Origin of the sequence: Pedobacter cryoconitis, from assembly GCF_014200605.1 — a bacterium.
In the GTDB taxonomy this organism is placed as follows: Bacteria; Bacteroidota; Bacteroidia; order Sphingobacteriales; family Sphingobacteriaceae; genus Pedobacter; species Pedobacter cryoconitis_B.
The window spans coordinates 112,875-136,527 of sequence record NZ_JACHCE010000007.1 but is presented as its reverse complement, the minus strand read 5'-3'; the positions used below and the strand labels follow the sequence as shown (position 1 = coordinate 136,527).

Below are 23,653 nucleotides of genomic sequence, written 5' to 3'. Positions count from 1 at the left end.
CCAAGCCTGTTTTAATATGGTTTTTATAGATAATTCTAAACCATCTTTTTAATCTGTGAAGCTAATAATGTTGTTCCAAACCCAAGAACGGCAATTAATAAAAATGACCAGCGTAGATTTGTCGCCTGAGCGATAAAACCAATCATTGGCGGTCCGATTAGAAAACCCAGGAACCCAACTGTTGAAACAGCAGCAATAGCTATCCCGGGAGGTAAAGTTTTAGATTTTCCTGCCAGAGCTAATACAAGTGGTACTACAGATGATACACCAATGCCAACCATCAAAAACCCAATTGTAGCTGTATAGATATTTGGAAACATCACAGCTATTAAGAGTCCTGTTGTACTAATGATACCGCTGCATTGTAATATCCTGCTAATCCCAAACTTGGTCACGAACCGGTCTGCAGTAAAACGTCCGCCTGCCATAGTTGCCATAAAAGCGATAGAACCCATTGTTGTCAAAGCTTCTGGTACCGTAACCACCGTTTTAAAATAGACTCCACTCCAATCAAACATAGTCCCTTCGGTAATTAAGCTTGCAAAGGCAATGAAACCCAGTTTCAGAATATTACTATCAGGTTTTGCAAATAATGGCTGCGATTCTGATATGCCGTCCTGCTTCAGCAAATATCTCCAAGAATACATTACCAGTACCCAGCATAACACTCCTACAATAGTAAAATGTATCCAAAAAGGCCATTTTAAAGCTATAGCCAATGTACCAATCGCAACACCCGTAAATCCTGCCAGGCTCCATAGCCCATGAAAAGAGGCCATAATTGATCTTTGATATAATTCTTCTATCCCAACTGCCTGTGTATTCATTGCGATCTCAAAAACGTTGTTTAAAAATCCAAATAGAAACAGGACAATAACAAGCTGCCAGATATGTGTGGTCAATCCAATCATACAAAGCATAAATGGAAATAACAGACCAGCTGCAATCAAAACTTTACGACTCGTAAAACGGGTAACCATCCATCCGGATATAGGCAGGCTGATCATCAGGCCTATTGGTAAAGCGAACAATACACTACCCAATTCTGCATCATTTAAAGTATAGAAAGATTTAATATCATGAATACGGCATGCCCAGCTTGAATATGTGAGTCCGGCGATAAAAAAAAATACGCTGGTTGCAATACGATGTGAACGTTTTTTATCAATAGATAACATACATTATTTGTTTTTATGCCAGGTGCAGGTGTAATTCATCATAGTCTGCAATCTTAACAATATCTGCCAGGTGTTCCAATTTTTTATTTTCAATTCCAATAAATTGTATACCTAACTGTTGTGTCGCCTGATAATCCCATTTCCCATCTCCAACGTAAATAATTTCGGACAATGGCATATCGATCTGATGTAATTTATTCATCTGCAGTATGGTGTTTCCAATAATGTCACGTCTCGCCCTGGCATCTTGTGCAAATGAAGCTGCTGCACATCCTGCAGTGGTTATACCAGCACAGCTGAGCTTAAACATAGCCGATTCTCTCCAGCCCCCGGTCGCCAGCCCCACACTGATTCCTTCTTTTGCGCATAAAGCATTTAAGATTTTACCTGCCTTAGGTATTTCTTTCATACAATCGTTACGATCTGCATAAGCTTCTTTTAGCAAAGCACAGAAATTATGAATGAAATGTTCTCTTTCTTCTTCAGTATAAGTACGCTGATCACGTTCCATAAACAACTGATGAATAATTCCAGAATCTGTTGTGTCTTCATAATGTCCATAATCTGTTTCGAAACCACGGAAATTAAAAGTGTCTTCCAATGCTTTTGTAAAACAGTGATCATCTACTTCGGTGGTATCTGTCAATGTTCCATCTATATCAAAAATAATGTATCTCATGGGATATTCTAATTTGTATGTATTAATTAAATATTATGCTGAGTTAAGCATCCTTTGTTTAAATTCTGATTACTGATTTAAGACTTGAAATGTTATTACTTCTTTCACGTTTATTGACATCACAACCCAGATCCTTAATTGCTGCTTCAAAATCATTCAGGCCATATTCATTAGTGATAATTTTTTCTAAACCTAAATTACCTTTATTGATCAGATCAACTGCATGTCTGAAAGTATCCATTGAATCGATAGAGCCAATAATAGAAATACTGCGATCGGCAATCTCTCTTGGATTAATAGTCTGCTGATTATTACGCAAACCCATCATAGAGATCTTACCGCCATCTGCTATGGCTTGTATAGACTTTTCCAGCAGCGTACCTGTAGTATCAATAATCAGATCATACTGGTTTTTCTGCGGAATAAAAGCTGGTTCTATTTTCCAGTTTTTTGACAGCACGTTATTTTCTTCGATGAGTTTGATCCGGTCACTGGAAGCTTCATAAACTACACCTTCCTGAATACCATGCTGGGTTAATGCCATATAAAACAGTAAACCAATTGGTCCTCCTCCTAAAATAGCAGTCCGCATAAATGGAGTTACAGCTAGTTTTTTCACAGCTGTCAGGACACAACTAAGTGGTTCAGACATAGCTCCCTGTTCAAAAGGAATATGATCGTGCAGAGGGTAAATAAACTGTTTAGTCGTCTTAAAGTATTTGGTAAAAGTACCATCGATAGATACACCTGCTTCTGTACTTGATTTTAACAAACAGTGATTACGCAATCCCTTACGGCAATTTTCACAATAACCACAATAATAAGTAGGATCTATAATCACACGCTGACCTATGTTGCAGGTTTCTACACCGTCGCCTTTGGCAACAATAACCCCTGCCGATTCATGACCAATAATTACGCGTGGGCTTGCCTGGTATTCACCAGAAATAATACTTAAGTCTGTGCCGCAAATACCTGTGGCTTTGATTTCGACAATAACTTCATCGGCTGCTGTAATTTCAGGCTCTGCTCTGTCTTTTAGCTGGATGTCCCAGGCTCCGTTGTATACGATTGCTTTCATTTTATAATTGACTGAATATTTTGTTTAAGCGGAAATAGATTTCTTCAATATCATCCTGCGTGGCAGTGAGTGCCGGGCGTACTTTGACTACATTGCCAAATCCATAACGTGAGCCTCTGAGGATCATTTTATGATCAGATAATGCAACATCGATGATCCTGTTAGCAAGGTCAACATCTGGTGCACCGTCTTTATCGACAATTTCCAGGCCCCACATATAGCCTATGCCACGTACATCTCCAATAACATGTCCATAGTCTTCCTTTAATTTATTAAGGAAATCCCCAAGTATCTTTCCCGAAGCACGTACATTCTCAAGAAAACCTGCTCTGGAAACTACTTCCATTGTCTTTTGTGAAGCGGTCAGTGAGAGTAAATTACCACCCGAAGTATAAGAATGTTCAAATTTCTCCAATACAGCATACTCCTTTTTATAAAGAATAGCAGCTGCAGGAATACCAATTCCACCCAATCCTTTTGCAAGTGTGATAATGTCTGGTTTAATATCATAATATTCGCTGGCGAACATATGACCAGTTCTGCCTATTCCTGTTTGTACTTCGTCTGCAATCAACGTGATATCCAGTTCATCACATATTTCTCTTACCTTTTTGAAATAACCGTCAGGGGGTATAATATTACCGCCATTACCTAAAATAGGCTCTATAATCATACAGGACACACCACCAGAACTACCATACTGTGCATAATCATGTATAGCTTCTGCACATAAATAACCACAATCAGGACCTTTTGCAGAAAAAGGACAGCGATAACAATATGGCGCCGGAATGACAGCGTTGTTTGTCGAAATTGTATTGGAAAAGGACTTTCTCCTGAAGGCATTTCCGGAGATGTTCGTAGTGAAAAGTGTTTGCCCGTGATGGGAAAGTGAAACACTTAGAACTTCACTTTTTCCATTAAATTTATTGGCAATTTTTACTGCTCCCTCATTGGCTGTAGAACCAATAATATCACGCATCCATCCGTCAGTGATATGTTCTGGAGCTTCATCCAGAATAGAGTCCAGCACTTCCTGAGCAAGTTCTCCGGTAAAGGATGAAGATACATGAATCAGATCTTCTACCTGTTTTTTAAGCGCTTCTACCAGTTCGGGATGACTGTATCCAAGCGAGATGTTGAAAGTTCCGGAAACAGCATCAATGTACTCTTCGTTTTCGGGGGTGTAAAGGCGAATACCTTCACCCTTAATGAATTTAATGTTATCGGCCATTGTTTATATTTAGTTATTGTTTTTATGTTGTTTTTAATACTTACACCAAGTCACAACCTCAATCAACTTTAATTTTCTGATAACTTTAATCATTAAAAGAAAAATAAAAACATACCTCCCCCTCTTGTCTGAAAACTATAAGACAGATTTGTCTTATAGTTTTAAACACATTCAAATGATTTAAATAATAAGTGCATAAACTTTCGTAATTATAATTTAAGATCATAATTTATTTGACGAAACATACCTATTGACGTGGTGAATGAAAATTTTGCTAATACGATAAAACAAGCTTTTAAACAGCTATTATATGCCTTTAAGAATAGAAGAAAGCAGTTTTCGAAACCAAGAGTTGTGTATTTTTGACACTTTATATTTTTTTTTCACAACCGACAAGAAAATACAAAGACTAACTCCATCATTAATTAAAAATATCATCCATTTATCCTGTGTTTTTTGAGATTATAATTCCATTCTATAGTGGATTCAAACTATTTATTTTTCGTTTATAGAAATTATGGAATAAAACAGGCTCTGTTTTGTTTTTTTATTTAGCCGATACGTTTTTAAATTAGTTTATCTTATATTTAGTTACGTAGTAATTGAGGCATAAATGACAGAAAATAAGGGTTTAAGAAAAACACTGACTCCATTTATGCTTTGGGGACTCGGTGTAGGTTATGTTATTTCGGGTATGTATTTCGGCTGGAATCTTGGCCTGGAGAAAGGTGGCACAGGGGGTATGGCTATTGCTACAATCGCCATCGCCATAATGTATGTCACTTTTACATTCAGTTATACAGAACTGGCCTGTGCAATTCCAAAAGCAGGCGGTGTATTTGACTATGCAAACAGAGCGATGGGCAAAAACATCGGCTTTATTGCAGGTATCGCTCAGATTATTGAATTCATATTGGCTCCTCCTGCGATTGCCTTTGCTATTGGTGCTTATTTCAATGCATTTTTTCCCCAGGTTCCCATATTAACAAGTGCTATTGTCATCTATTTTATCTTTACAGGTTTAAATATATATGGGATTAAAGCAGCTGCCTCTTTTGAAGTTATAGTGACTGTTTTAGCTGTTGGTGAACTGCTCTTGTTTTCAGGTCTGGCTTTACCAAAATTAGAGGTAGCGAATCTGACACATCATTCCTTCCCAAATGGCTGGGGCGGTATATTTGCAGCTATTCCTTTCGCTATCTGGTTTTTTCTGGGTATTGAGGGGCTCGCAAATGTAGCTGAAGAAACCAAAAATCCACAGCGTGATATTAGTAAAGGATTTGGATGGGCTATATTTACATTAGTGGTGTTATGTGCATTGATATTTATTTCAGCGACTGGCATTGCAGGCTGGGAAGCGATTGTATATAAAAATGGTGTAAGTGGAGAAACCTCAGACTCTCCTCTTCCTTTAGCACTGGCCAAAATAACAGGGAGTAATCATTTGATGTATCATTTACTGATTACAGTCGGTTTATTTGGCCTGGTAGCTTCTTTCCATGGATTAATTTTAGCTGCCGGGCGCTCAACCTACGAGATGGGCCATGCCAGAAACATCCCCTCTTTTTTAGGAAAAATATCTCCGCGTTTCCAAACTCCTGCAAATGCATTATTTGGAAATATGATAATCGGAATCTTTGCCTTGTTATCGGGTAAGACTTCTGAGATCATTGTTATTTCTGTTTTTGGAGCCTTAACACTTTATATTATTGCGATGATATCCATCCTGCTTTTAAGAAAACAGGAACCTGAACTGCCACGCCCGTTTAGCGTCCCCTTTTATCCATTATTTCCAGTAATATCTCTGCTTATAGCTACGATATCGATCATAGCTATGTTAATCTTTAATATAAAATTAGGGCTGATTTACTTTTCCATATTGGCCATCACCTTTTTATTGTATAGAACGTTTAAACCAGCTGACCAATGACAGTTCAAGAAATATTAGCGTATGTAAAACAACATCCTTCGGGAAAAGTAAAAGTAGCCGTCGCCGATATAGATGGTATTTTAAGAGGCAAATACATTGCTGCTGAAAAGTTTGCTTCTATCATTGAAGGCAGGCTGAGCTTTTGTGATGTTACCTTTGGATGGGATATGGGCGATGTAGCTTACGATAATGTAAAGTTTACAGGATGGCACACCGGGTATCCGGATGCACTGGTCAAACTAGACTTAGGCACCTTTCGTAAAATCCCATGGGAAAACGATGTTCCATTTTTTTTGGGTGATTTTGTAAATGAAAAGAATGTACCAGCTTACACCTGCCCCCGTCAATTGCTTCGTAAAGTTTTAAATGAAGCAACACAGAATGGTTTCACCCCTTATTTCTCACAGGAATTCGAATGGTTCAATTTTGCAGAAACACCTCAGAGTGCACATGAAAAGGGCTTTCATCAGCTTACGCCTTTAACCCCTGGAATGTTCGGTTATTCCATACTCAGAGGTTCGTTGAGAAATGATTACATGAGTGATCTCTTTGATTTACTTTCCAGATTTGATATCCCCATAGAAGGTTTGCATACAGAAACCGGGCCTGGCGTTTATGAAGCTGCAATCAGATATGCACCTGTTTTGCAAGCTGCAGATCAGGCAGTATTATTTAAAACAGCAGTAAAGGAAATTGCTTATAAATATGGTATCATGGCCACTTTTATGGCAAAGTTCAATGAAAATCTGCCTGGCTGCAGTGGTCATGTGCACCAGAGCTTATGGGATAAAGGAGCTAATAGAAACTTGTTCTACGAGGAAAAAGATCCGGATAAAATGAGTGAACTGATGAAAAGCTATATAGCAGGGCAGCTTTATTGCCTGCCACATATCTTACCGATGATTGCGCCAACGGTGAACAGTTATAAAAGATTGGTAGAAGGCGCCTGGGCACCAACGACATTAACCTGGGGCATTGACAACAGAACAGTGGCTTTAAGGGCTTTACCAGGAAGCACAAAAGCGACCAGATTAGAGACCAGGGTTGTTGGCTCAGATACGAATCCATACCTGGCCTTATCGGCCTGTCTTGCTGCTGGTTTATATGGAATTAAGCACCACATGAAACTTGATCAGCCGGCTACTAAAGGCAATGGATACCAGGACATTTCTAATGGCATTTTACCTGCCAACCTCCATTATGCCACACAATTGATGAAACAATCAGTAGTTGCTAAAGAATTATTCGGAGAACAGTTTACAGAGCATTTTACCCTAACCAGAGAATGGGAATGGAAACAATATGCCAAAGCGGTAACTGACTGGGAGCTTAAAAGATATTTTGAAATTATTTAAACGACTATAGCTATGACATTTGATAAAGTTTATCAGTATAACTTTCCGACTATCATTCGGTTTGGTGCAGGTGCGATAAAAGAATTGCCTGCTTACCTTCAAAAAAACAAACTAAAACGTCCTCTTATCGTGACTGATCCGACAATAGCGGGTTTATCATTTTTTAAATCAATTTTGGGTGATTTAAATACACATCAAATCTCTGCAGAGGTGTTTAGTGATATTCATAAGAATCCTGTTAAAAGTGATGTGTATAAAGGGACCGACTTATGGGACAATACTTCAAGAGACTGCATTATTGGAATTGGTGGCGGAGCTGCTTTAGATGTAGCAAGATCTATTGTGCTGCGTGTAAACCACAGAGAAGATTTATTCAAATATGATGATTTAATTGGCGGTGATATTTATGTAACGAATGAAGTACCACACTTCATTGCCGTTCCAACCACTGCCGGAACAGGAAGTGAGGTTGGCCGGAGTGCAATTATCGCAGATGATGAAACACATCAGAAGAAGATTCTGTTCTCTCCCAAATTAATGGCAAAAATTATATTTGCTGATCCGGTATTAACAATGGACTTACCACCGTTTATTACGGCCGCTACAGCTATGGATGCACTAACACACAATCTAGAGGCATTTTTAGCGAAAAATCCACATCCTTTATGTGATGGAATAGCACTGGAAGGTATATACCTCATTAAAGACGCAATTGAAAGAGCCACTAACCACCCCGACCTGGAAAGCAGAAGTAAAATGCTGATGGCTTCTATGATGGGTGCAATTGCTTTTCAAAAAGGATTAGGTGTAGTGCATTCACTGGCACATCCGCTTTCGTCTTTGCTGGATACACATCATGGTTTAGCAAATGCAGTAAATCTGCCATATGGCATGGAATTTAATATTGCAGGCTTTGAAGACCGGTTCAGGCGTATTGCCAGAACCCTGGAATTGAAAGAAGAAACAGGGGAAGCGGTAGTTAAGTATTTATATGATTTGAATTCAAGCGTTCATATTCCGCATACATTAGGTGAAATTGGTGTAAAGCCAGAACATATTGAAACACTTGCAGATTTGGCTCTTGCCGATTTTGCTCATCCTAATAATCCGAAACCTGTAACGAGAGAAGATTTTAAACAACTCTATTTAAAAGCGCTCAAATAGTTCATATAAATGAAAAAGAAGATTGGAATAAGTTACACGGAGACCAATTTCCAGAATTACTGGAACTGGTTTACTAATGCTGACCTGGGTGACGAGATAGAGCTAATCAAATTATCCTTCGAAAAGAATAATCTTGAAGATCTGCAAGAGTGTGATGGTTTCCTGTTAACCGGCGGTATTGATGTAGAACCTTCTTACTATGACGGGCCCAAAAATTACCCTTATAAACCAGCTCAGTTTTTACCTGAAAGAGACCATTTTGAAAAGCTGATTTATGAATATTCACAAGCGCATAAAGTACCGGTTTTAGGTATATGCAGAGGAATGCAGTACATCAATATTCTTGAAGGCGGAAAGGTCCTCGCAGACATTGGCGGAGCTAATGAAATACATAAAAAGCAGACAATGGATAAAGTCCATCATGTCAAAATAGGTCATAACTCTATGTTATACGCTATAATTGGATTAGAAAAAGGATTAGTGAACAGCGCACATCATCAAGGAGTTACAAATAACACTTTAAGCAACAATTTAATTGCTAATTCTTACTCACTTACCTCAGATCAACTCATTGAGGGTTTGGAATTTAAAGACAAAACAGATAAATCTTTTATGCTTGCGGTACAATGGCACCCCGAAAGAATGAAAGAAAAGGAAGTAAATCCACTGTCTCAAAAAATAAAAGAAAGATTTATTGAGGAAGTGAAAAAACATAAAAAATGAATATAATAAATCCGGCTACAGAAGAAATAATCACAACACTGCAGGAAGACAATGAAGCTTCGCTGAATCAAAAAATAGCAATACTTAAAAAATCACAGGAAGACTGGGCTAAACAAGGTCTTAAAGAACGTACAAAAGTTATTCAGAACTTTTATGATTTACTGGATACTGAAAATGAAACACTTGCCGCAGTGCTTACATCAGAGGTGGGAAAACCTTTACAACAATCCCGTAACGAAATTAATGGAGCAAAGACAAGAATACAATGGATGCTCCACAATTCAGACAAATATCTATCTGATGAATTGATAGTTAACACAAGCGAACTAAAGGAAATAATCTCTTATGATCCGCTTGGTGTCATCTGTAATATCTCAGCATGGAACTACCCCTATCTTGTTGGCGTAAATGTTTTCATACCTGCGCTGCTTGCCGGAAATGCAGTTATGTATAAACCATCCGAATATGCCTCTCTTACCGGACTGGAAATTGAAAGGCTACTTAAGAAAGCAGGCGTACCTGATGGAGTTTTTCAGATAGCATTAGGTGCTCATCAAACTGGCGAGCTCCTTCTTGACCTGGATTTTGACGGGTACTTCTTTACAGGATCTTATCGTACCGGCCAGCACATCTATCAAAAAGTCGCCGCAAAAATGGTTCCCTGCCAGCTTGAATTAGGTGGTAAAGACCCTTTGTACGTAACTGAAGATGTTAAAGATATTAATGCAGTTGCTATTGGAACCGCAGACGGGGCTTTTTATAATAATGGCCAGAGTTGTTGTGCGGTAGAACGTATTTACGTTCATGAAAAAATTTACGAAGATTACATATCAGCATTCAATAAAGAATTGAAATCATGGAAGATAGGGTCTCCAACTGAAAAAGGTGTATACATAGGATCATTGACAAGAAAAGAACAATTAAACGTTTTGGAGCAACAGGTTGAGGATGCCGTTAAGAATGGAGCAGTTTTATTGACCGGAGGAAAACGGATAAATGGTAAAGGATACAATTTTGAACCTACCATTTTAGTAAACGTATCTAACGAAATGAAAGTGATGCAAGAAGAGAGTTTCGGGCCTATTATAGGCATTATGAAGGTCAAAGATGATGCAGAAGCCATCAGAATGATGCAAGACACTGAATACGGCCTAACTGCTTCAGTATACTCTGCCAGTATGGATCGGGCACAGCAGATTCTTTCACAGATTGATTCAGGTACAGGCTACTGGAATTGTTGTGACCGGGTAAGTGCAGGACTCCCATGGAGCGGAAGAAAACATTCAGGCATTGGCGCTACGTTATCCCATCAGGGATTACGTGCATTTACTAAACCTAAAGCATGGCACCTGAGAAATAGTTAACCATCAACTATATATAAGACCTTGTATAAACTATCATACAAGATCTTATATATAGTTATATCATGTATTTAATGATATAAATTAAGGATTCATAATCCTGATTAAATCTTTAGTCACCTTAAAATCAGGTTTCACAATATTATTATCATGCAACGTGGTTAAAGGTGCGTCTCTGTCTATTGCATAAGAAAGCACGCCTCCTTTTTTACCAGTAACCGGCTCCCATCTTGAGTAATCATAAGCACGCCCCTTACCATTGCGTGGATAAATTACATCATCCCAATAATTCCCCGGATAACCATTTTCTTCATAAAAAGAGAATCCGATAATGAATTGTTTGGATTGAATATATGTGGAAAAGGAATTCCAGGTACTTTGCATTCCACTTGTTCCGCGACCATAGGCCTGCAAAAACAAATAATCAATATAAGTACTCACTTGTCTGAAAAGATTGTTAGTACCATTCTGATTAGTATCAAAAATCAATAATTTACCTGTGCCTGATTTGGGACCAAAATATTTGCTTAAGGCCTTAACCATTCCGGTCTGAGTGACCAGTTTAGCTCCAGTTGGATTATATTCGACATCAAAGTCAATACCATCATATCCCATAGCAGCATATTGATTGGATGTTGCCAATGCCCATGCCTGGTAGCCGGCCACATTATCCGTATAATGATTTGTATATGAGGTATCAGCTACATTTGGGAAACCTTGCGTATTTACAACTTTTGTTCCTTTAGCATGTAATGCTGGAATATAGGTGTTTTTCAATGTAGTCCAGTAAGAAGAACCGGCAGGTGTAAAATTAGAAAAATTACAAACAATATCCAGACTATCAGGAATTTCTGTCATAATCGGATCATTGATATTACCTGAAACAGTACGGTCGCGCCATGTCCTGTAATACCCAACAGAAATTTCATGTGGTGTAGATTTATATGCGATTAAACTGGCATTTGAAGCATTTGTTTCAGTTTTAGCAGATTCACCTCTAACAGTATTACCCTGCGAAACTTCCTTTTTACAGGATACATGCACTAATAAAAAAAATCCCGCACCTGCGATAACTGCAAGTGATCTCGCATTGAATTGTTTCTTCATGTTTTTCATAGATTTATATTTGGTTTGATAAAATAATATTAATATTTATTTATCATAAAATGGAATCATGATATTATTAAAACGTTAAAGCAAAGAATGTTAAAATAAGAAGACTACCAATTCCAGCCATGAAAAATATTTTTCTTTATAGCAGTATTCCATATGCAGTTAGCGGCAATTACAGAAATTAAACTAATTTTACGATTCAATTTATCATATGGCCTCTCAAAAGAAATCTGCAATTGGATTTATTTTTATAACACTACTTATCGACTTCACAGGATTTGGAATCATCATTCCTGTTTTACCTAAATTAATTGAAGAGCTTACTGGCGGAGGATTAAGTCTTGCAGCCGTTTATGGAGGATGGCTGACTATTTCTTATTCTGTAATGCAGTTCATTAGTTCCCCTATTTTAGGAGGTTTAAGTGATCGTTTTGGTCGCAGACCAATACTTTTAGCTTCATTATTTGGCTTAGGGATCGATTATATCTTCCTGGCTTTTGCCCCCACAATTGCCTGGTTATTTGTAGGAAGGATATTTGCTGGTATCACCGGCGCAAGTTTTACAACTGCTATGGCCTATATAGCTGATGTAAGCACACCAGAAAAAAGAGCACAAAACTTCGGTTTAATTGGTGCTGCATTCGGCATTGGCTTTATCGTAGGACCAGTTATTGGCGGTGTTTTCAGTCAGTTCGGATTAAGAGTTCCTTTTATCATATCAGCCGTATTAGCATTGGTTAACTGGCTTTATGGATACTTTATACTGCCAGAATCTCTTACCGAAGAAAACAGACGTAGCTTTGACTGGAAAAGAGCAAATCCAGTTGGATCTTTACTCCATATTAAAAAATACCCTAAACTAGCAGGTTTATTGGCCGCTTTGTTTCTACTGTATATTGCAGCCCATGCTGTTCAGTCCACATGGAATTATTATACGATGGAAAAGTTTCAATGGAATGAGGCTTGGGTAGGTTATTCATTAGGTTTTGTAGGTATTGTAGTCGGAATAGTACAAGGAGTACTGATCAGAATAATTATTCCTAAAATCGGACAGGAAAAAGCTGTTTTTTATGGATTGTTATTATATTTCATAGGATTCGTACTTTTCGCTTTCGCCACTCAAGGCTGGATGATGTTTGCATTTATGCTTCCTTATGGCCTGGCAGGCATATTCGGACCAGCAATGCAAGGTATTATTGCGAATAACACAGAAGCGAATGCACAAGGTGAAATACAGGGGGTTACAGCTGGTCTGATGAGTGCGGCTGCAATTATTGGCCCTTTAATGATGACCAATCTTTTTGCCTATTTTACCAATCCAAAACACGCCGTTTATTTTCCTGGCGCACCATTTATACTAGCCGCCTTTTTAACGCTTATAGGATTATTTATTTGCTCAGCAGCACTTAAAAAACATCATTCCTGACCTTTAACAAACTAATTTTAGCTGTTTCGGTCAGATTATTGCTCAATCAAATATAATATATTAACCTCTGCAAATGTTTAATCGTCCAATCAGAAGCATACATGATTTTTTACTGAGCACCTATTTTGCAGATGGGCTGCGTATCACTTTTGGTGTGCTGCTCCCCTCTTTAATTTTGGCTCAGTTTGGCCTTTTAAAGTATGGAATGACGTTATCATTGGGTGCCCTGTGCGTAAGCGTTGTTGATACTCCAGGTCCTATTGTTCACCGCAGAAATGCCATGCTGGTAACTTCGGTACTGATTACAGCATTGTCTGTAATTGTGGGACTGACCAACAAGAACCCTTATTTTATAGCCATATTACTTGTCATTTGTAGTTTTCTGTTCTCCATGTTCTTTCTTTACGGAACCAGAGCTGCTTTGGTAGGAACAGCAACATTATTGATTATGGTGCTGAGTATTGATGATGTGCGCCCATGGAAAGATGTATTAATCTATTCTGCACTGGTTTTCTCAGGCAGTTTGTGGTATGCGATGCTGAGTTATTTCTTTTATCGGCTCAGACCTTATCGTCTTGTTCAGCAAACGCTTAGTGATTCCATTCACGAAGTCAGTGAATTTTTAAGAGCAAAGGCTAAGTTTTACCATGAAAGCACAGATTACGATGATAATTATGCAGAACTACTACAATTACAGGTACTTGTACATGAAAAACAGGATGCGGTAAGAGAAGTCCTTTTTAAAACGAGAGAAATCGTAAGGGAATCTACCCCCGAAGGTCGTTTCTTATTACTGGTTTTTGTTGATATGGTTGACCTTTACGAACAGGTGATGTCAACGTATTATAATTACCAGCAACTTCATGATCAATTTGATAAAGCAGGTATTTTATCACGATATGAGCAGATTATCAGAAGGATCGCATGGGAGCTTGATGAAATAGCATTTGCACTGAAAACCGGAGGTACTCCGCGTCCACCGGCAGTACTTACAGATGATGTTAAACGCTTAAAAGAAGAGATTAATGCGCTTGAAAAAGATAATACTGATGGCAAATACAATACTCTTGGACTGATTGCCCTGAAAAATATAGAGGTTAATATCGAGAATATCGCTGCCAGAGTTAAAACTATCAATGGATACTTCAATAAAAAAGAGAAAAAGAATTTAAAAAATACTGGTGCAATTGATACGGAAAGATTTATCACAAGACAAAAATTTGATACAAAACTGTTTTTTGACAACCTAACTTTCAGCTCTTCTACTTTCAGGCATGCAATGCGTGTCTCTATTGCTATGCTTATTGGATATCTGGTAGCTAAAATGCTGGATTCCTCTCATAGCTACTGGATTTTACTTACCGTACTTGTCATTTCCAAACCGGCTTTCAGCTTAACCAAACAACGTAATTATGAACGTCTGACAGGAACTGTTGTTGGCGCTTTAATCGGAATGGGGATTCTGGTATATATCCATGATAAACATACTTTATTTTTTATTTTGCTATTCTGCATGATCGGAACTTATAGCTTCCAGAGAAAGAATTACATCGTAAGCGTTCTGTTCATGACCCCCTATATCCTTGTTTTATTTGATTTTCTGGGGATGGGTAGTTTATCGGTAGCCAGAGAAAGGATATTTGATACGTTAATAGGTTCTGCTATTGCATTATTAGGAAGTTATACATTATTCCCTAACTGGGAAAACAAGAATTTGAAAGAAGCGATGTTAAGTACATTGAAAGCTAATATGGCTTATTTCGATCAGGTCACACTATTATATACGACCACAGAGCACAATCTAACCAATTACAGGCTCGCCAGAAAAGAGATCTATGTAACATCAGCTAATTTATCATCCATTTTCCAAAAGATGTTCTCAGAGCCTAAAAGCAAGCAAAGACTGATGACAGAAATGCATCAGTTCACAGCACTTAACCATTTGCTGTCTTCTTATACAGCTACACTTTCACTTTATTTTAAGGAACATGCTTTTTCACTGCGTAATCCGGAAGAATTAAAACCAATCGTCAATAATACACTCTACCTGCTAAACCTCTCTGCTGAATACCTGATTAAAAATGACGGGGAAGTCAGTAACGTACCCCTGATCAAGAGTATACAAGATGATAATAAAATTAGCAATCCGGATGAAATGATGATTATTGAGCAATATGATATGATTCAGAAAGTAGCCTATGATATCTTTAAATTATCCGAAAAGATTAAAATATAAAACTTAAGCCTATAAGATTTGTTGTCACAGTATAAACAATAAAATTTGTTGGAATACTATAAACAATAAAACATGGAAAAGTTATATACAGCTGCAGTACTAGCTAAAGGAGGCCGTGACGGTCATATAAAATCAAGTGACGGAACTATTGAATTTGAAGTAAGGACACCTAAAGAAATGGGTGGTCAGGGAGGCGCAACAAATCCTGAACAATTATTTGCTGCTGCCTGGGGCCCATGCTATCTTGGCGCATTAAATGCGGTAGCAAAAAATGAAGGTATAGAAGTTTCTGAAGCTACAGTAAATGTACAGGTTTCTTTTAACCAGGACGGTAATGCTTATGTATTATCAGCCGAACTGGATGTTCACATACCAGGATTGAGCCATGAAGAAACTCAGAAACTAGCTGACAAAGCACATAAAGCATGTCCATATTCAAAAGCAACCAGAGGTAATATTGAAACAAGAGTTACCGCAGTATAAAATTCAGATACAGACAGAGCCGTCGCTTTTTAAAAGGCGACGGTTTTTTTGTGGTTTCGTCAAAAAAACTTATACTAGGCATTAATATAAACCTTATCATACGGATTAATATAAAATATAATGGCAAAAACATTTTGGATCAGTGAACCGGATACATTAACTATTTACCCTGCAAGAATCGCCCGCCGGCTAAGTATTATTTACTTTATAGTATTTACTGCACTTATTGCTGTTCTTTATACCAGTAAAACATTAAGCAATACCAATTTGGTTTTAACTTACGAAGGCCTGATCATACTGATGAGTTTATTAGTGTATGTTATGGGTGAACGTAAGGTGATTTTTGATGCCGAAAGCCGCCAGCTTTCCACTAAACTATTCGGGATAACAACCAGCACCACTCCTTTTGATCAGATTGCAGCCATTACACCTTATGATACTATGGGAGCTATAAGTTACCGTGCATTTTCAAAATCGAACAGACATGGAAAAGGGATCATACTATCTTGTGGCTATTCTAAACAGAACAATCCAAACCTGACCGCCTACGAACAGGAAGTTTTACCAAGAATCAATGAACTTGTATTCTCTAACCGCCCGCTTCACACTAAACAGGTAATTTATGATTTCAAGTTTTTCAATGAAGAAAACGGCATCTATAAGATAACCCACAATAAGTTGAGCGGCCTGATATTTGGGGTTTTACTAATCGCGCTCACCGTATTTATTCTGTTTCATCCGGATTTCATGGATGACAGAGCCAGTTATAAAAGGATACTGGTCACTTATTTTCCTGCGATAATAGGCCTGGTACTTGTAAATGGCTTTTTTTCCTCAGTAAGTTTTGATAAAAATAACCGTCAGATTATAGACACTACATTGGGTGGGCTTATCAAAAAGACATATTCATTTGATGATTTTATCCAGTTTCAGATTATTCGTAAGTCTACTAATTTCATCTATACAGATACTGAAGTAAAAGCTTTAATTGACCTTCCAGGTCAGAATAAAACCAAACCTTTACTAGTAATTAACTTTAGAAGAACCAGACACATAGAGCGTTTTATAGATGAGGCGAATACTATCCTTGGTCTTTATGAGCCTGCGCCAGTAGAAATCAGCTAATAAGAATTTTAAAGCAGTAATTTGCTCGCCATACCTAGTAACAGGAGAAACCCAAATACGTCTGTAAAGGTCGTGATAATGATTGAAGAAGCAATTGCAGGATCAATACCTACCCTTTTAAGTATCAGCGGTATCCCTGCTCCTGTTACACCTGCAATGACAAGGTTCCCTGTCATTGCCAGAAAAATAACGAGGCCTAATAAAGGATTTGCGTCAAAAACAAGCGCAAAGATGAAAACGATCAGACCAGTTACTGCGCCATTGATCAAACCAACTGTAAATTCCTTTAATACCGTACGATAAGCCTGATTATCGGTCAAATCATAAAGAGAAATCCTTCTTACAGTTACAGCCAGCGCCTGTGTAGCAGCATTTCCACCCATCCCTGCAATAATCGTCATGTAAGCCGAAAGTACAGCAATTTTAGCAATTGTCGGCTCGAAATGTCTGACTACTGCAGAAGCCAGAAAAGCCGTTCCCAGGTTAATAATGAGCCAGGGTAACCTTGATTTCACCGCTTCTACCCAGTTACCACTCAATTCTTCATCTTCCGAAACCCCGGATATTTTAAGGATATCCTCCGTATTCTCATCTTCAAGAACATCGATCACATCATCAAAAGTTACTCTTCCAAGTAATTTCATTTGATTATCCAAAACCGGAATACTTGTGATATTATATTGAGAGATCAATCTCGCTACCTCTTCCTGGTCAGTATCAGGACTTACCCAGGCAACATCAGATTTAACCAATGCAGTAATTTCTACGTTTCCCTTCGCTTTGATAATATCTTTCAGAGAGACAATTCCCTGAAATACATTGTGCTCATCAACAACAAAGATTGTATAGAACTCTTCAATTTCTTCACTCTGTCTGATAATCTCATCAATAGCATCCTTCTTTTTCAGATGAAGCTGAATACGGATAAACTCCGTGTTCATTAGCCCGCCGGCTGTATCTTCATCATAACGCATCAGATTCCTGATATGTGAAGCGTCATCTTCACTCAGGTCTTCCAGAATTTCTTTCTGCTCATGCTCTTCGAGCTGCGAAATGATATCTGTGGCATCATCATAGTCCAGCTCTTCGACAATCTCGGTACGCTTATCAGGATGGAGCTGGAATAATAATTCTTCAGGATGCGCTTCTTCATGCATCTCTGCAAAAATCTCTGATGCAGTTTCAACCGGAAGCAAGTTAATAATACGCTGTCTGTCCTCCTGAGTCAGACTTTCAAATAAGATAGCAATTTCGGACGCGTGATACTCATCCAGAATGACAGCTAACTGATTATCAGTACCACTAAGAGCAGATTTTATTCTGGAAACATCCGATTTGTCTAGTTCATAAGATTGCATGCCACGCTAAGGTAATTATATTTTCTCTTTTATGGCCCCTGACATTTACTTAAACCATCCTTTTCGCCAAAAATAAACAACCTGGAGGATTGCAATAACGACCATAATAAGCATCGTATAAAGATATCCATGTGAAGCATACAATTCAGGCATGTTATAAGGCATATATTTATGGGTCACCGGATCTTCTTTTGCAAAATTCATCCCATATACCCCCGCAATAAAAGTAAGCGGAATAAATATGGAAGACATAATAGTTAACACCTTCATGATTTCATTCATACGGTTACTGATAATCGACAAATACATATCTATATTGCTTGCTGAAATCTCTTTTAGAGACTCTACAATATCAATAATCTGTATACAATGATCATAAGCATCACGGATATATAGTTTAGTCTGATCAGTAATCAGCGGACTATCACTACGTAGTATATCATTTAACTTATCTCTTTCTGGCCAGGCAACTCTGCGGATGTTAATCAGATTTCTCTTAATCAACTGCACATCAAACATAAAGCTCTTATCAGGTTTATCAAACAAGCGATCTTCTATCAGGTCAAGTTCATCACTCCATGTCCCCAGAATCTCAAAATACTTATCTACAATAATATCCATCAGCGCATACATGATATAACTGCTTCCTGCAATCCTGATATTTCCTTTTCCAGCTTTCAATCTTTGAATTACCGGTCCGAAACAATCAGAATAGTTTTCCTGCAAAGTAATCAGTGTATTATCTGTAAGAATAAAAGATAACTGTTCGTTCTCCAGATTTTTCTCCTCATCGAGCAAGAGCATCCTGCTCACTGCAAAAACATAACCATCATACTCTTCGATTTTCGGCCTCTGATATGATCTGGTTATATCTTCCAGAATTAACCGGTTTACCTGAAGTTCACGATTGAGTGTTTCAAAAAGCTCGGCCGATCCAAAACCTTTTATTTCTATCCAGAAGGTAAAGTTTTTATCTGCCAGCAATTGAGAAATCTGATTAATATCAGGCAGTTGTTTGGTTTCATAACTACTTTCATTGATTTTATGAAGTGTAATTACCGGTTTTAACGAATTCTCGTCTATATAGACTACACCAGGACTGGTACCAGCCAGAGGTATTTTAAAGCGTTGTTTTTTCTTACGTGATTTATTCCTTTTATCCATACCTTTTTTTTAACCCATCAACTAAAGATAGTTTTTGGTCTGAGGGCCCTGGTTGAACAACAAATCAACAATGCTCATGTTTGGCATAAAACCCATTCGATCTTCAAACACCTGAAAATAAGGTTTTGCAGGCACTATTAATTCAGGTTCTTTGAAATGAATCTTTGATCTGTAATCATTTTCAGCTGGTATTTCTTTAATATATTCTGTAGTAAAGTTAAAATCCGCAGGCTTTTTTAGTTGTTTAAATATCCATTGTAATATCTCCAGGTTATAGTCAAACAGAAATTCGAACTTCTTATTATAAAAGACTGCCAGCTCATCTTCGTAATATTCAAAATAAGCAGAATTACGATAACAGCTTTCTAAACTTAGCCAGTGCAGACGCTGCCATTTAAAATCATAACTTATTTTAACATCTTTGACCTTTGTATGGTATTTCGATCCTTTAATTACAGGTAAGAAAAGATCTAAAGCTCCATTAGGTGAATAGATTCTTGTCCTGTTACGATAAGTTTGTTTTGGAAAATGTTCTTCCTTTTCCAGGATAAATTCATAATTATGAGCATTTAAGGCAGAGAAATAACTTACAGGAGGAAGATAAAAAAGAGGAAATATAGCTGGATTGTGCATTGGTTAATTTATGTTTGCATTTTCAATCAGGCAAAATAATGATAAAAAAGGCTTTTTTCCTATTTGATCTCCATTTTTTTATAAACGTAAACGAGAAATTAAGCGAATGTCAGAGCCGAGTGTAGCTGTTGTAATCCTCAACTGGAACGGAAAACAATTATTAACTGATTTTTTACCCAGTGTAATTAAAACAAGGTATAGTAACCTTCAGCTCATTGTAGGTGACAATGCATCAACAGATGGATCTGTTGATTATGTGAGAAATAACTTCCCTGATATTCAGATCATTGAAAATGATCGCAATTATGGATTTGCAGAAGGTTATAACCGTATTCTTGAACGGGTTCAGGCTGACTATTACGTGCTTTTAAACTCTGATGTTGAGGTTCCTGAAAACTGGATTGAACCTGTCATTAAAGCTATGGAAGCTGACTCACAGATTGCAGCAGCTCAGCCAAAAATAAAATGGCAAAAAGATAAATCACAATTTGAATATGCTGGTGCTGCAGGTGGTTTTCTGGACATCAATGCCTTCCCTTTTTGCAGAGGAAGAATTTTTGATCAGATAGAAAATGATTTGGGACAATATGACCAGGCTAAAGAGATATTCTGGGCAAGTGGTGCTGCTTTTTTTATCAAAAGAGCACAATGGGAAGAAACAGGGGGACTGGACCCTGATCTATTTGCGCATATGGAAGAAATTGACCTTTGCTGGCGATTAAAGAATCTTGGATACAAAATCATCTATTGCCCTGATGCAGAGGTCTATCACGTTGGTGGTGGTACTTTGGATGCAAATAACCCTTATAAGGTATTTTTGAATTTCAGAAATAATCTGATAATTATGCAAAAAAATCTACCTTCTACCGAAGCGTTTATCGGCATCCTGATCAGGATGACTATTGACTTTGTTGCATGGATTCAATTTGTGGCTAAAGGAAAAACTAAATTTGCATTTGCAATCAATAAAGCACATTACCAGTTTTTATCCAATCTAAAAAAGACAAAATCTAAAAGAGGTAACAGGCAATTAGCTTACTCCAAACACACCGGCGTTTATCATTCCAGTGTAGTCTGGAGTTTTTTCATCAAAGGAATCCGTCATTTTAGCCAGCTAAAAGACTTTCAATAGCTAAGCGATAGCCGTCTAATCCAAAACCGGTCAATACACCTTTGCAGTTTTTTCCGGTTAATGAAACATGACGAAATTCTTCTCTTGCGTAGATATTGGAGACATGAACTTCTACAACCGGCGTATTAATTCCTGAAATTGCATCAGCAATAGCCACCGAAGTATGTGTATAGCCCCCCCCGTTTAAAATAATACCGTCAAATGAAAAACCAACTTCGTGTAATTTGTTGATCAGCTCACCTTCTACATTACTTTGGAAATAAGATAATTCTATGTCTTTGAACCTTTCTTTTAATTCTATAAAATATTCTTCAAAACCTTTGCTTCCGTATACTCCTGGTTCACGTATCCCCAGCAGATTTAAATTTGGTCCGTTAATAATCTGTATCTTCATCTTTTCAAACTTAGCCTTAAAAACTAATAAATAAAAATTCGTGTGATTAATTATCCTTACCATAATGCTTTCAAAGCTTACTTAAAACTTGAACGCGGACTATCTGAGAACTCTATTGATGCTTACCTGAATGATGTCAGTAAATTGTTCCAGTATTATGAAGTTATAGGTGAGGAATTAAACATCAAAAACATAACAGACAACAACTTACATGAATTCATTACCTGGCTCAGTCAATTGGGTATGCTGGCCAATACACAGGCAAGAGTAATTTCAGGATTAAAATCTTTTTTCAATTACCTGATGTTGGAAGACTTGATTACTATAGACCCTTCCCAACAACTTGACTCTCCGAAACTCAGCAGAAAACTACCTGATATACTTAACGTTACAGAGATCAACGCATTAATTGATGCTGTAGACGCATCCAGGCCGGAAGGCATGAGAAACAAAGCAATTTTAGAAGTATTGTATGGTTGTGGTCTGAGGGTTACAGAATTAATTACACTTCGTATATCAGATTTAAATCCCACACAAGAGTACATTAAAGTAACCGGCAAAGGAAATAAAGAGAGAATTGTACCTATTGGAGAAACGGCTCTAAAGTTTATCGACATCTATTTAAGCCAGGTCAGAATACATTTAGTCATAAAAAAAGGTAATGAAGATTATATTTTCCTGAATAGATTAGGTACCCGATTATCAAGAATATCTGTGTTTACTATGATTAAAACACTTGCTATTGCCATTGGTCTGCAAAAAAACATAAGTCCGCATACTTTCAGACACTCTTTTGCAACTCACTTAATTGAAGGAGGTGCAGATCTTCGGGCTGTACAGGAAATGCTCGGTCATTCGAGTATTACAACCACAGAAGTATATACGCATTTAGATAAGGATTATTTAAGAGGAGTAATTACTCAGTTTCACCCCAGAACTTAACCGCGTAAAGCTGTTTTTTCCTTTATCGGAATCATTACAAATTACAGGATATCATTCTGTCTTTCCCTTGCATATCAGTCTTCAATATGATATTGGATAAGCCTTTATCTAAAAGCATATCTACCGTTTCTTTACCTAAATATTCATTGATTTCAAAAAATAGCCTGCCCCCTGGCTTCAAATTCAGCAGTGCAAAATCTGCTATACTTTTATAAAATAACAAAGGATTTTCATTACTTACAAATAAGGCGAGATGTGGTTCATAGGCTAAAACATTATGGTGCATCTCTTCCTTTTCAGTTTGAGTAATATAAGGTGGGTTACTAACAATGAGATCATATTTCACAGGACTACTGTAAGTTATGATATCTGAATGAATAAAATTGATAGCTGTATTATTTGCAGCCGCGTTTTCTCTGGCCACAGTTAATGCATCAGCAGATACATCCAATGCACTCACTTCAACTTGCTCCAGGTTCTTCTTTAAAGCAATAGCGATACATCCGCTGCCAGTACCAATATCCAATATACTGGAAACAGGCTGTACTTTCACAGTATCCAGAATCCATTCAATCAGCTCTTCGGTTTCAGGTCTTGGAATCAGTACAGATTCGTTCACTTTGAATTTCAACCCATAGAACCATGCTTCAGCAAGGATATGCTGCATTGGCCGGCCCTTTTTCAGTTCAAGCAAAATATATTCATAAGCCAGAAACTGTTCTGTACCTGGTATAGTCATTGCATCCATCAGTAATTGAGTACGGTTATATCCTGAAACATCTTCAGCTGCCAGATAAAACAATTGTTTTGCTTCCTCCTGCTCATACCACACGAATAGTTCCTTTATGAAGTATTGTTCTAATTGCTTAAAATTCATTAAATGCAAAAGTATTAATAAATGTTACATCTCTATGGTGGAAATATTTCAATAGCTCATAAATT

The 23,653-nt window shown here is 37.5% G+C and carries 21 protein-coding genes; 11 read left to right on the top strand and 10 right to left on the bottom strand.

Annotated elements, in window-relative coordinates; translation table 11 throughout:
* Positions 1–35 precede the first annotated feature (35 nt).
* The 4 genes from HDE68_RS19620 to HDE68_RS19605 are packed head-to-tail and all read right to left on the bottom strand — an operon-like array spanning position 36 to position 4,172.
* Positions 36–1,178, bottom strand: a complete 1,143-nt coding sequence (locus HDE68_RS19620; protein ID WP_183883935.1) for an MFS transporter — start codon at positions 1,176–1,178, stop codon at positions 36–38.
* Positions 1,179–1,191: 13 nt separating this feature from the next.
* Positions 1,192–1,857, bottom strand: a complete 666-nt coding sequence (locus HDE68_RS19615; protein ID WP_183883934.1) for an HAD family hydrolase — start codon at positions 1,855–1,857, stop codon at positions 1,192–1,194.
* A 58-nt stretch (positions 1,858–1,915) separates the two neighbouring features.
* A complete protein-coding gene (locus HDE68_RS19610) occupies positions 1,916–2,938 on the bottom strand; it encodes a zinc-dependent alcohol dehydrogenase (protein ID WP_183883933.1) in 1,023 nt (340 codons plus the stop codon).
* Between the two features lies 1 nt (position 2,939).
* A complete protein-coding gene (locus HDE68_RS19605) occupies positions 2,940–4,172 on the bottom strand; it encodes an aspartate aminotransferase family protein (RefSeq protein WP_183883932.1) in 1,233 nt (410 codons plus the stop codon).
* 613 nt (positions 4,173–4,785) lie between these two features.
* On the opposite strand from HDE68_RS19605, the gene eat reads away from it, so the two are divergent.
* The 5 genes from eat to HDE68_RS19580 are packed head-to-tail and all read left to right on the top strand — an operon-like array spanning position 4,786 to position 10,708.
* Positions 4,786–6,102: an ethanolamine permease gene (gene eat, locus HDE68_RS19600; protein WP_183883931.1), complete on the top strand. Its 1,317-nt coding sequence runs from the start codon at positions 4,786–4,788 to the stop codon at positions 6,100–6,102.
* Positions 6,099–7,457 carry a glutamine synthetase family protein gene (locus HDE68_RS19595; protein WP_183883930.1) on the top strand — a complete coding sequence of 453 codons (1,359 nt, stop codon included), beginning with the start codon at positions 6,099–6,101 and terminating at the stop codon, positions 7,455–7,457. The genes eat and HDE68_RS19595 overlap by 4 nt, the downstream gene beginning before the upstream one ends.
* Positions 7,458–7,469: 12 nt before the next feature.
* Entirely contained in the window at positions 7,470–8,621 is a 1,152-nt protein-coding gene (locus HDE68_RS19590) for an iron-containing alcohol dehydrogenase (protein WP_183883929.1), read from the top strand.
* A gap of 9 nt (positions 8,622–8,630) precedes the next feature.
* Positions 8,631–9,344 (top strand): gamma-glutamyl-gamma-aminobutyrate hydrolase family protein, encoded by a 714-nt coding sequence (locus tag HDE68_RS19585; protein WP_183883928.1) that lies wholly within the window; start codon positions 8,631–8,633, stop codon positions 9,342–9,344.
* Entirely contained in the window at positions 9,341–10,708 is a 1,368-nt protein-coding gene (locus tag HDE68_RS19580; RefSeq protein WP_183883927.1) for an aldehyde dehydrogenase family protein, read from the top strand. Before HDE68_RS19585 ends, HDE68_RS19580 begins: the two co-directional genes overlap by 4 nt.
* Before the next feature lie 81 nt (positions 10,709–10,789).
* On the opposite strand, the gene HDE68_RS19575 is transcribed toward HDE68_RS19580, so the two are convergent.
* Positions 10,790–11,812, bottom strand: coding sequence for an endo-beta-N-acetylglucosaminidase (locus HDE68_RS19575; protein WP_183883926.1), 1,023 nt, complete (start codon positions 11,810–11,812; stop codon positions 10,790–10,792).
* A 217-nt stretch (positions 11,813–12,029) separates the two neighbouring features.
* On the opposite strand from HDE68_RS19575, the gene HDE68_RS19570 reads away from it, so the two are divergent.
* From HDE68_RS19570 to HDE68_RS19555, 4 genes are all read left to right on the top strand, one after another.
* Positions 12,030–13,244 carry a TCR/Tet family MFS transporter gene (locus tag HDE68_RS19570; RefSeq protein WP_183883925.1) on the top strand — a complete coding sequence of 405 codons (1,215 nt, stop codon included), beginning with the start codon at positions 12,030–12,032 and terminating at the stop codon, positions 13,242–13,244.
* 73 nt (positions 13,245–13,317) lie between these two features.
* Positions 13,318–15,480: an FUSC family protein gene (locus HDE68_RS19565; RefSeq protein WP_183883924.1), complete on the top strand. Its 2,163-nt coding sequence runs from the start codon at positions 13,318–13,320 to the stop codon at positions 15,478–15,480.
* A gap of 72 nt (positions 15,481–15,552) precedes the next feature.
* Entirely contained in the window at positions 15,553–15,963 is a 411-nt protein-coding gene (locus tag HDE68_RS19560) for an organic hydroperoxide resistance protein (protein WP_183883923.1), read from the top strand.
* Positions 15,964–16,083: 120 nt separating this feature from the next.
* A complete protein-coding gene (locus tag HDE68_RS19555) occupies positions 16,084–17,088 on the top strand; it encodes a hypothetical protein (RefSeq protein WP_183883922.1) in 1,005 nt (334 codons plus the stop codon).
* 8 nt (positions 17,089–17,096) lie between these two features.
* Here HDE68_RS19555 and mgtE read toward each other — a convergent pair whose 3' ends face one another.
* From mgtE to HDE68_RS19540, 3 genes are read right to left on the bottom strand one after another with little or no spacing between them, the layout of a single operon-like run.
* Positions 17,097–18,446, bottom strand: coding sequence for a magnesium transporter (gene mgtE, locus HDE68_RS19550; RefSeq protein ID WP_183883921.1), 1,350 nt, complete (start codon positions 18,444–18,446; stop codon positions 17,097–17,099).
* A gap of 45 nt (positions 18,447–18,491) precedes the next feature.
* A complete protein-coding gene (corA, locus tag HDE68_RS19545) occupies positions 18,492–19,610 on the bottom strand; it encodes a magnesium/cobalt transporter CorA (protein WP_183883920.1) in 1,119 nt (372 codons plus the stop codon).
* Positions 19,611–19,631: 21 nt separating this feature from the next.
* Positions 19,632–20,243, bottom strand: a complete 612-nt coding sequence (locus HDE68_RS19540; RefSeq protein WP_183883919.1) for a WbqC family protein — start codon at positions 20,241–20,243, stop codon at positions 19,632–19,634.
* Positions 20,244–20,349: 106 nt separating this feature from the next.
* On the opposite strand from HDE68_RS19540, the gene HDE68_RS19535 reads away from it, so the two are divergent.
* Positions 20,350–21,375 carry a glycosyltransferase family 2 protein gene (locus tag HDE68_RS19535; RefSeq protein WP_183883918.1) on the top strand — a complete coding sequence of 342 codons (1,026 nt, stop codon included), beginning with the start codon at positions 20,350–20,352 and terminating at the stop codon, positions 21,373–21,375.
* Here HDE68_RS19535 and aroQ read toward each other — a convergent pair.
* Positions 21,350–21,769: a type II 3-dehydroquinate dehydratase gene (gene aroQ / locus HDE68_RS19530; RefSeq protein WP_183883917.1), complete on the bottom strand. Its 420-nt coding sequence runs from the start codon at positions 21,767–21,769 to the stop codon at positions 21,350–21,352. The two genes, HDE68_RS19535 and aroQ, sit on opposite strands and share 26 nt — an antisense overlap.
* A gap of 42 nt (positions 21,770–21,811) precedes the next feature.
* Here aroQ and xerD point away from each other — a divergent pair, with 42 nt between their 5' ends.
* Positions 21,812–22,711, top strand: a complete 900-nt coding sequence (gene xerD / locus HDE68_RS19525) for a site-specific tyrosine recombinase XerD (RefSeq protein ID WP_183883916.1) — start codon at positions 21,812–21,814, stop codon at positions 22,709–22,711.
* 34 nt (positions 22,712–22,745) lie between these two features.
* On the opposite strand, the gene prmC is transcribed toward xerD, so the two are convergent.
* The gene (gene prmC, locus HDE68_RS19520; RefSeq protein WP_183883915.1) at positions 22,746–23,588 is read right to left on the bottom strand and encodes a peptide chain release factor N(5)-glutamine methyltransferase; all 843 of its coding nucleotides are present in this window, start codon (positions 23,586–23,588) and stop codon (positions 22,746–22,748) included.
* Between the last annotated feature and the right edge of the window lie 65 nt (positions 23,589–23,653).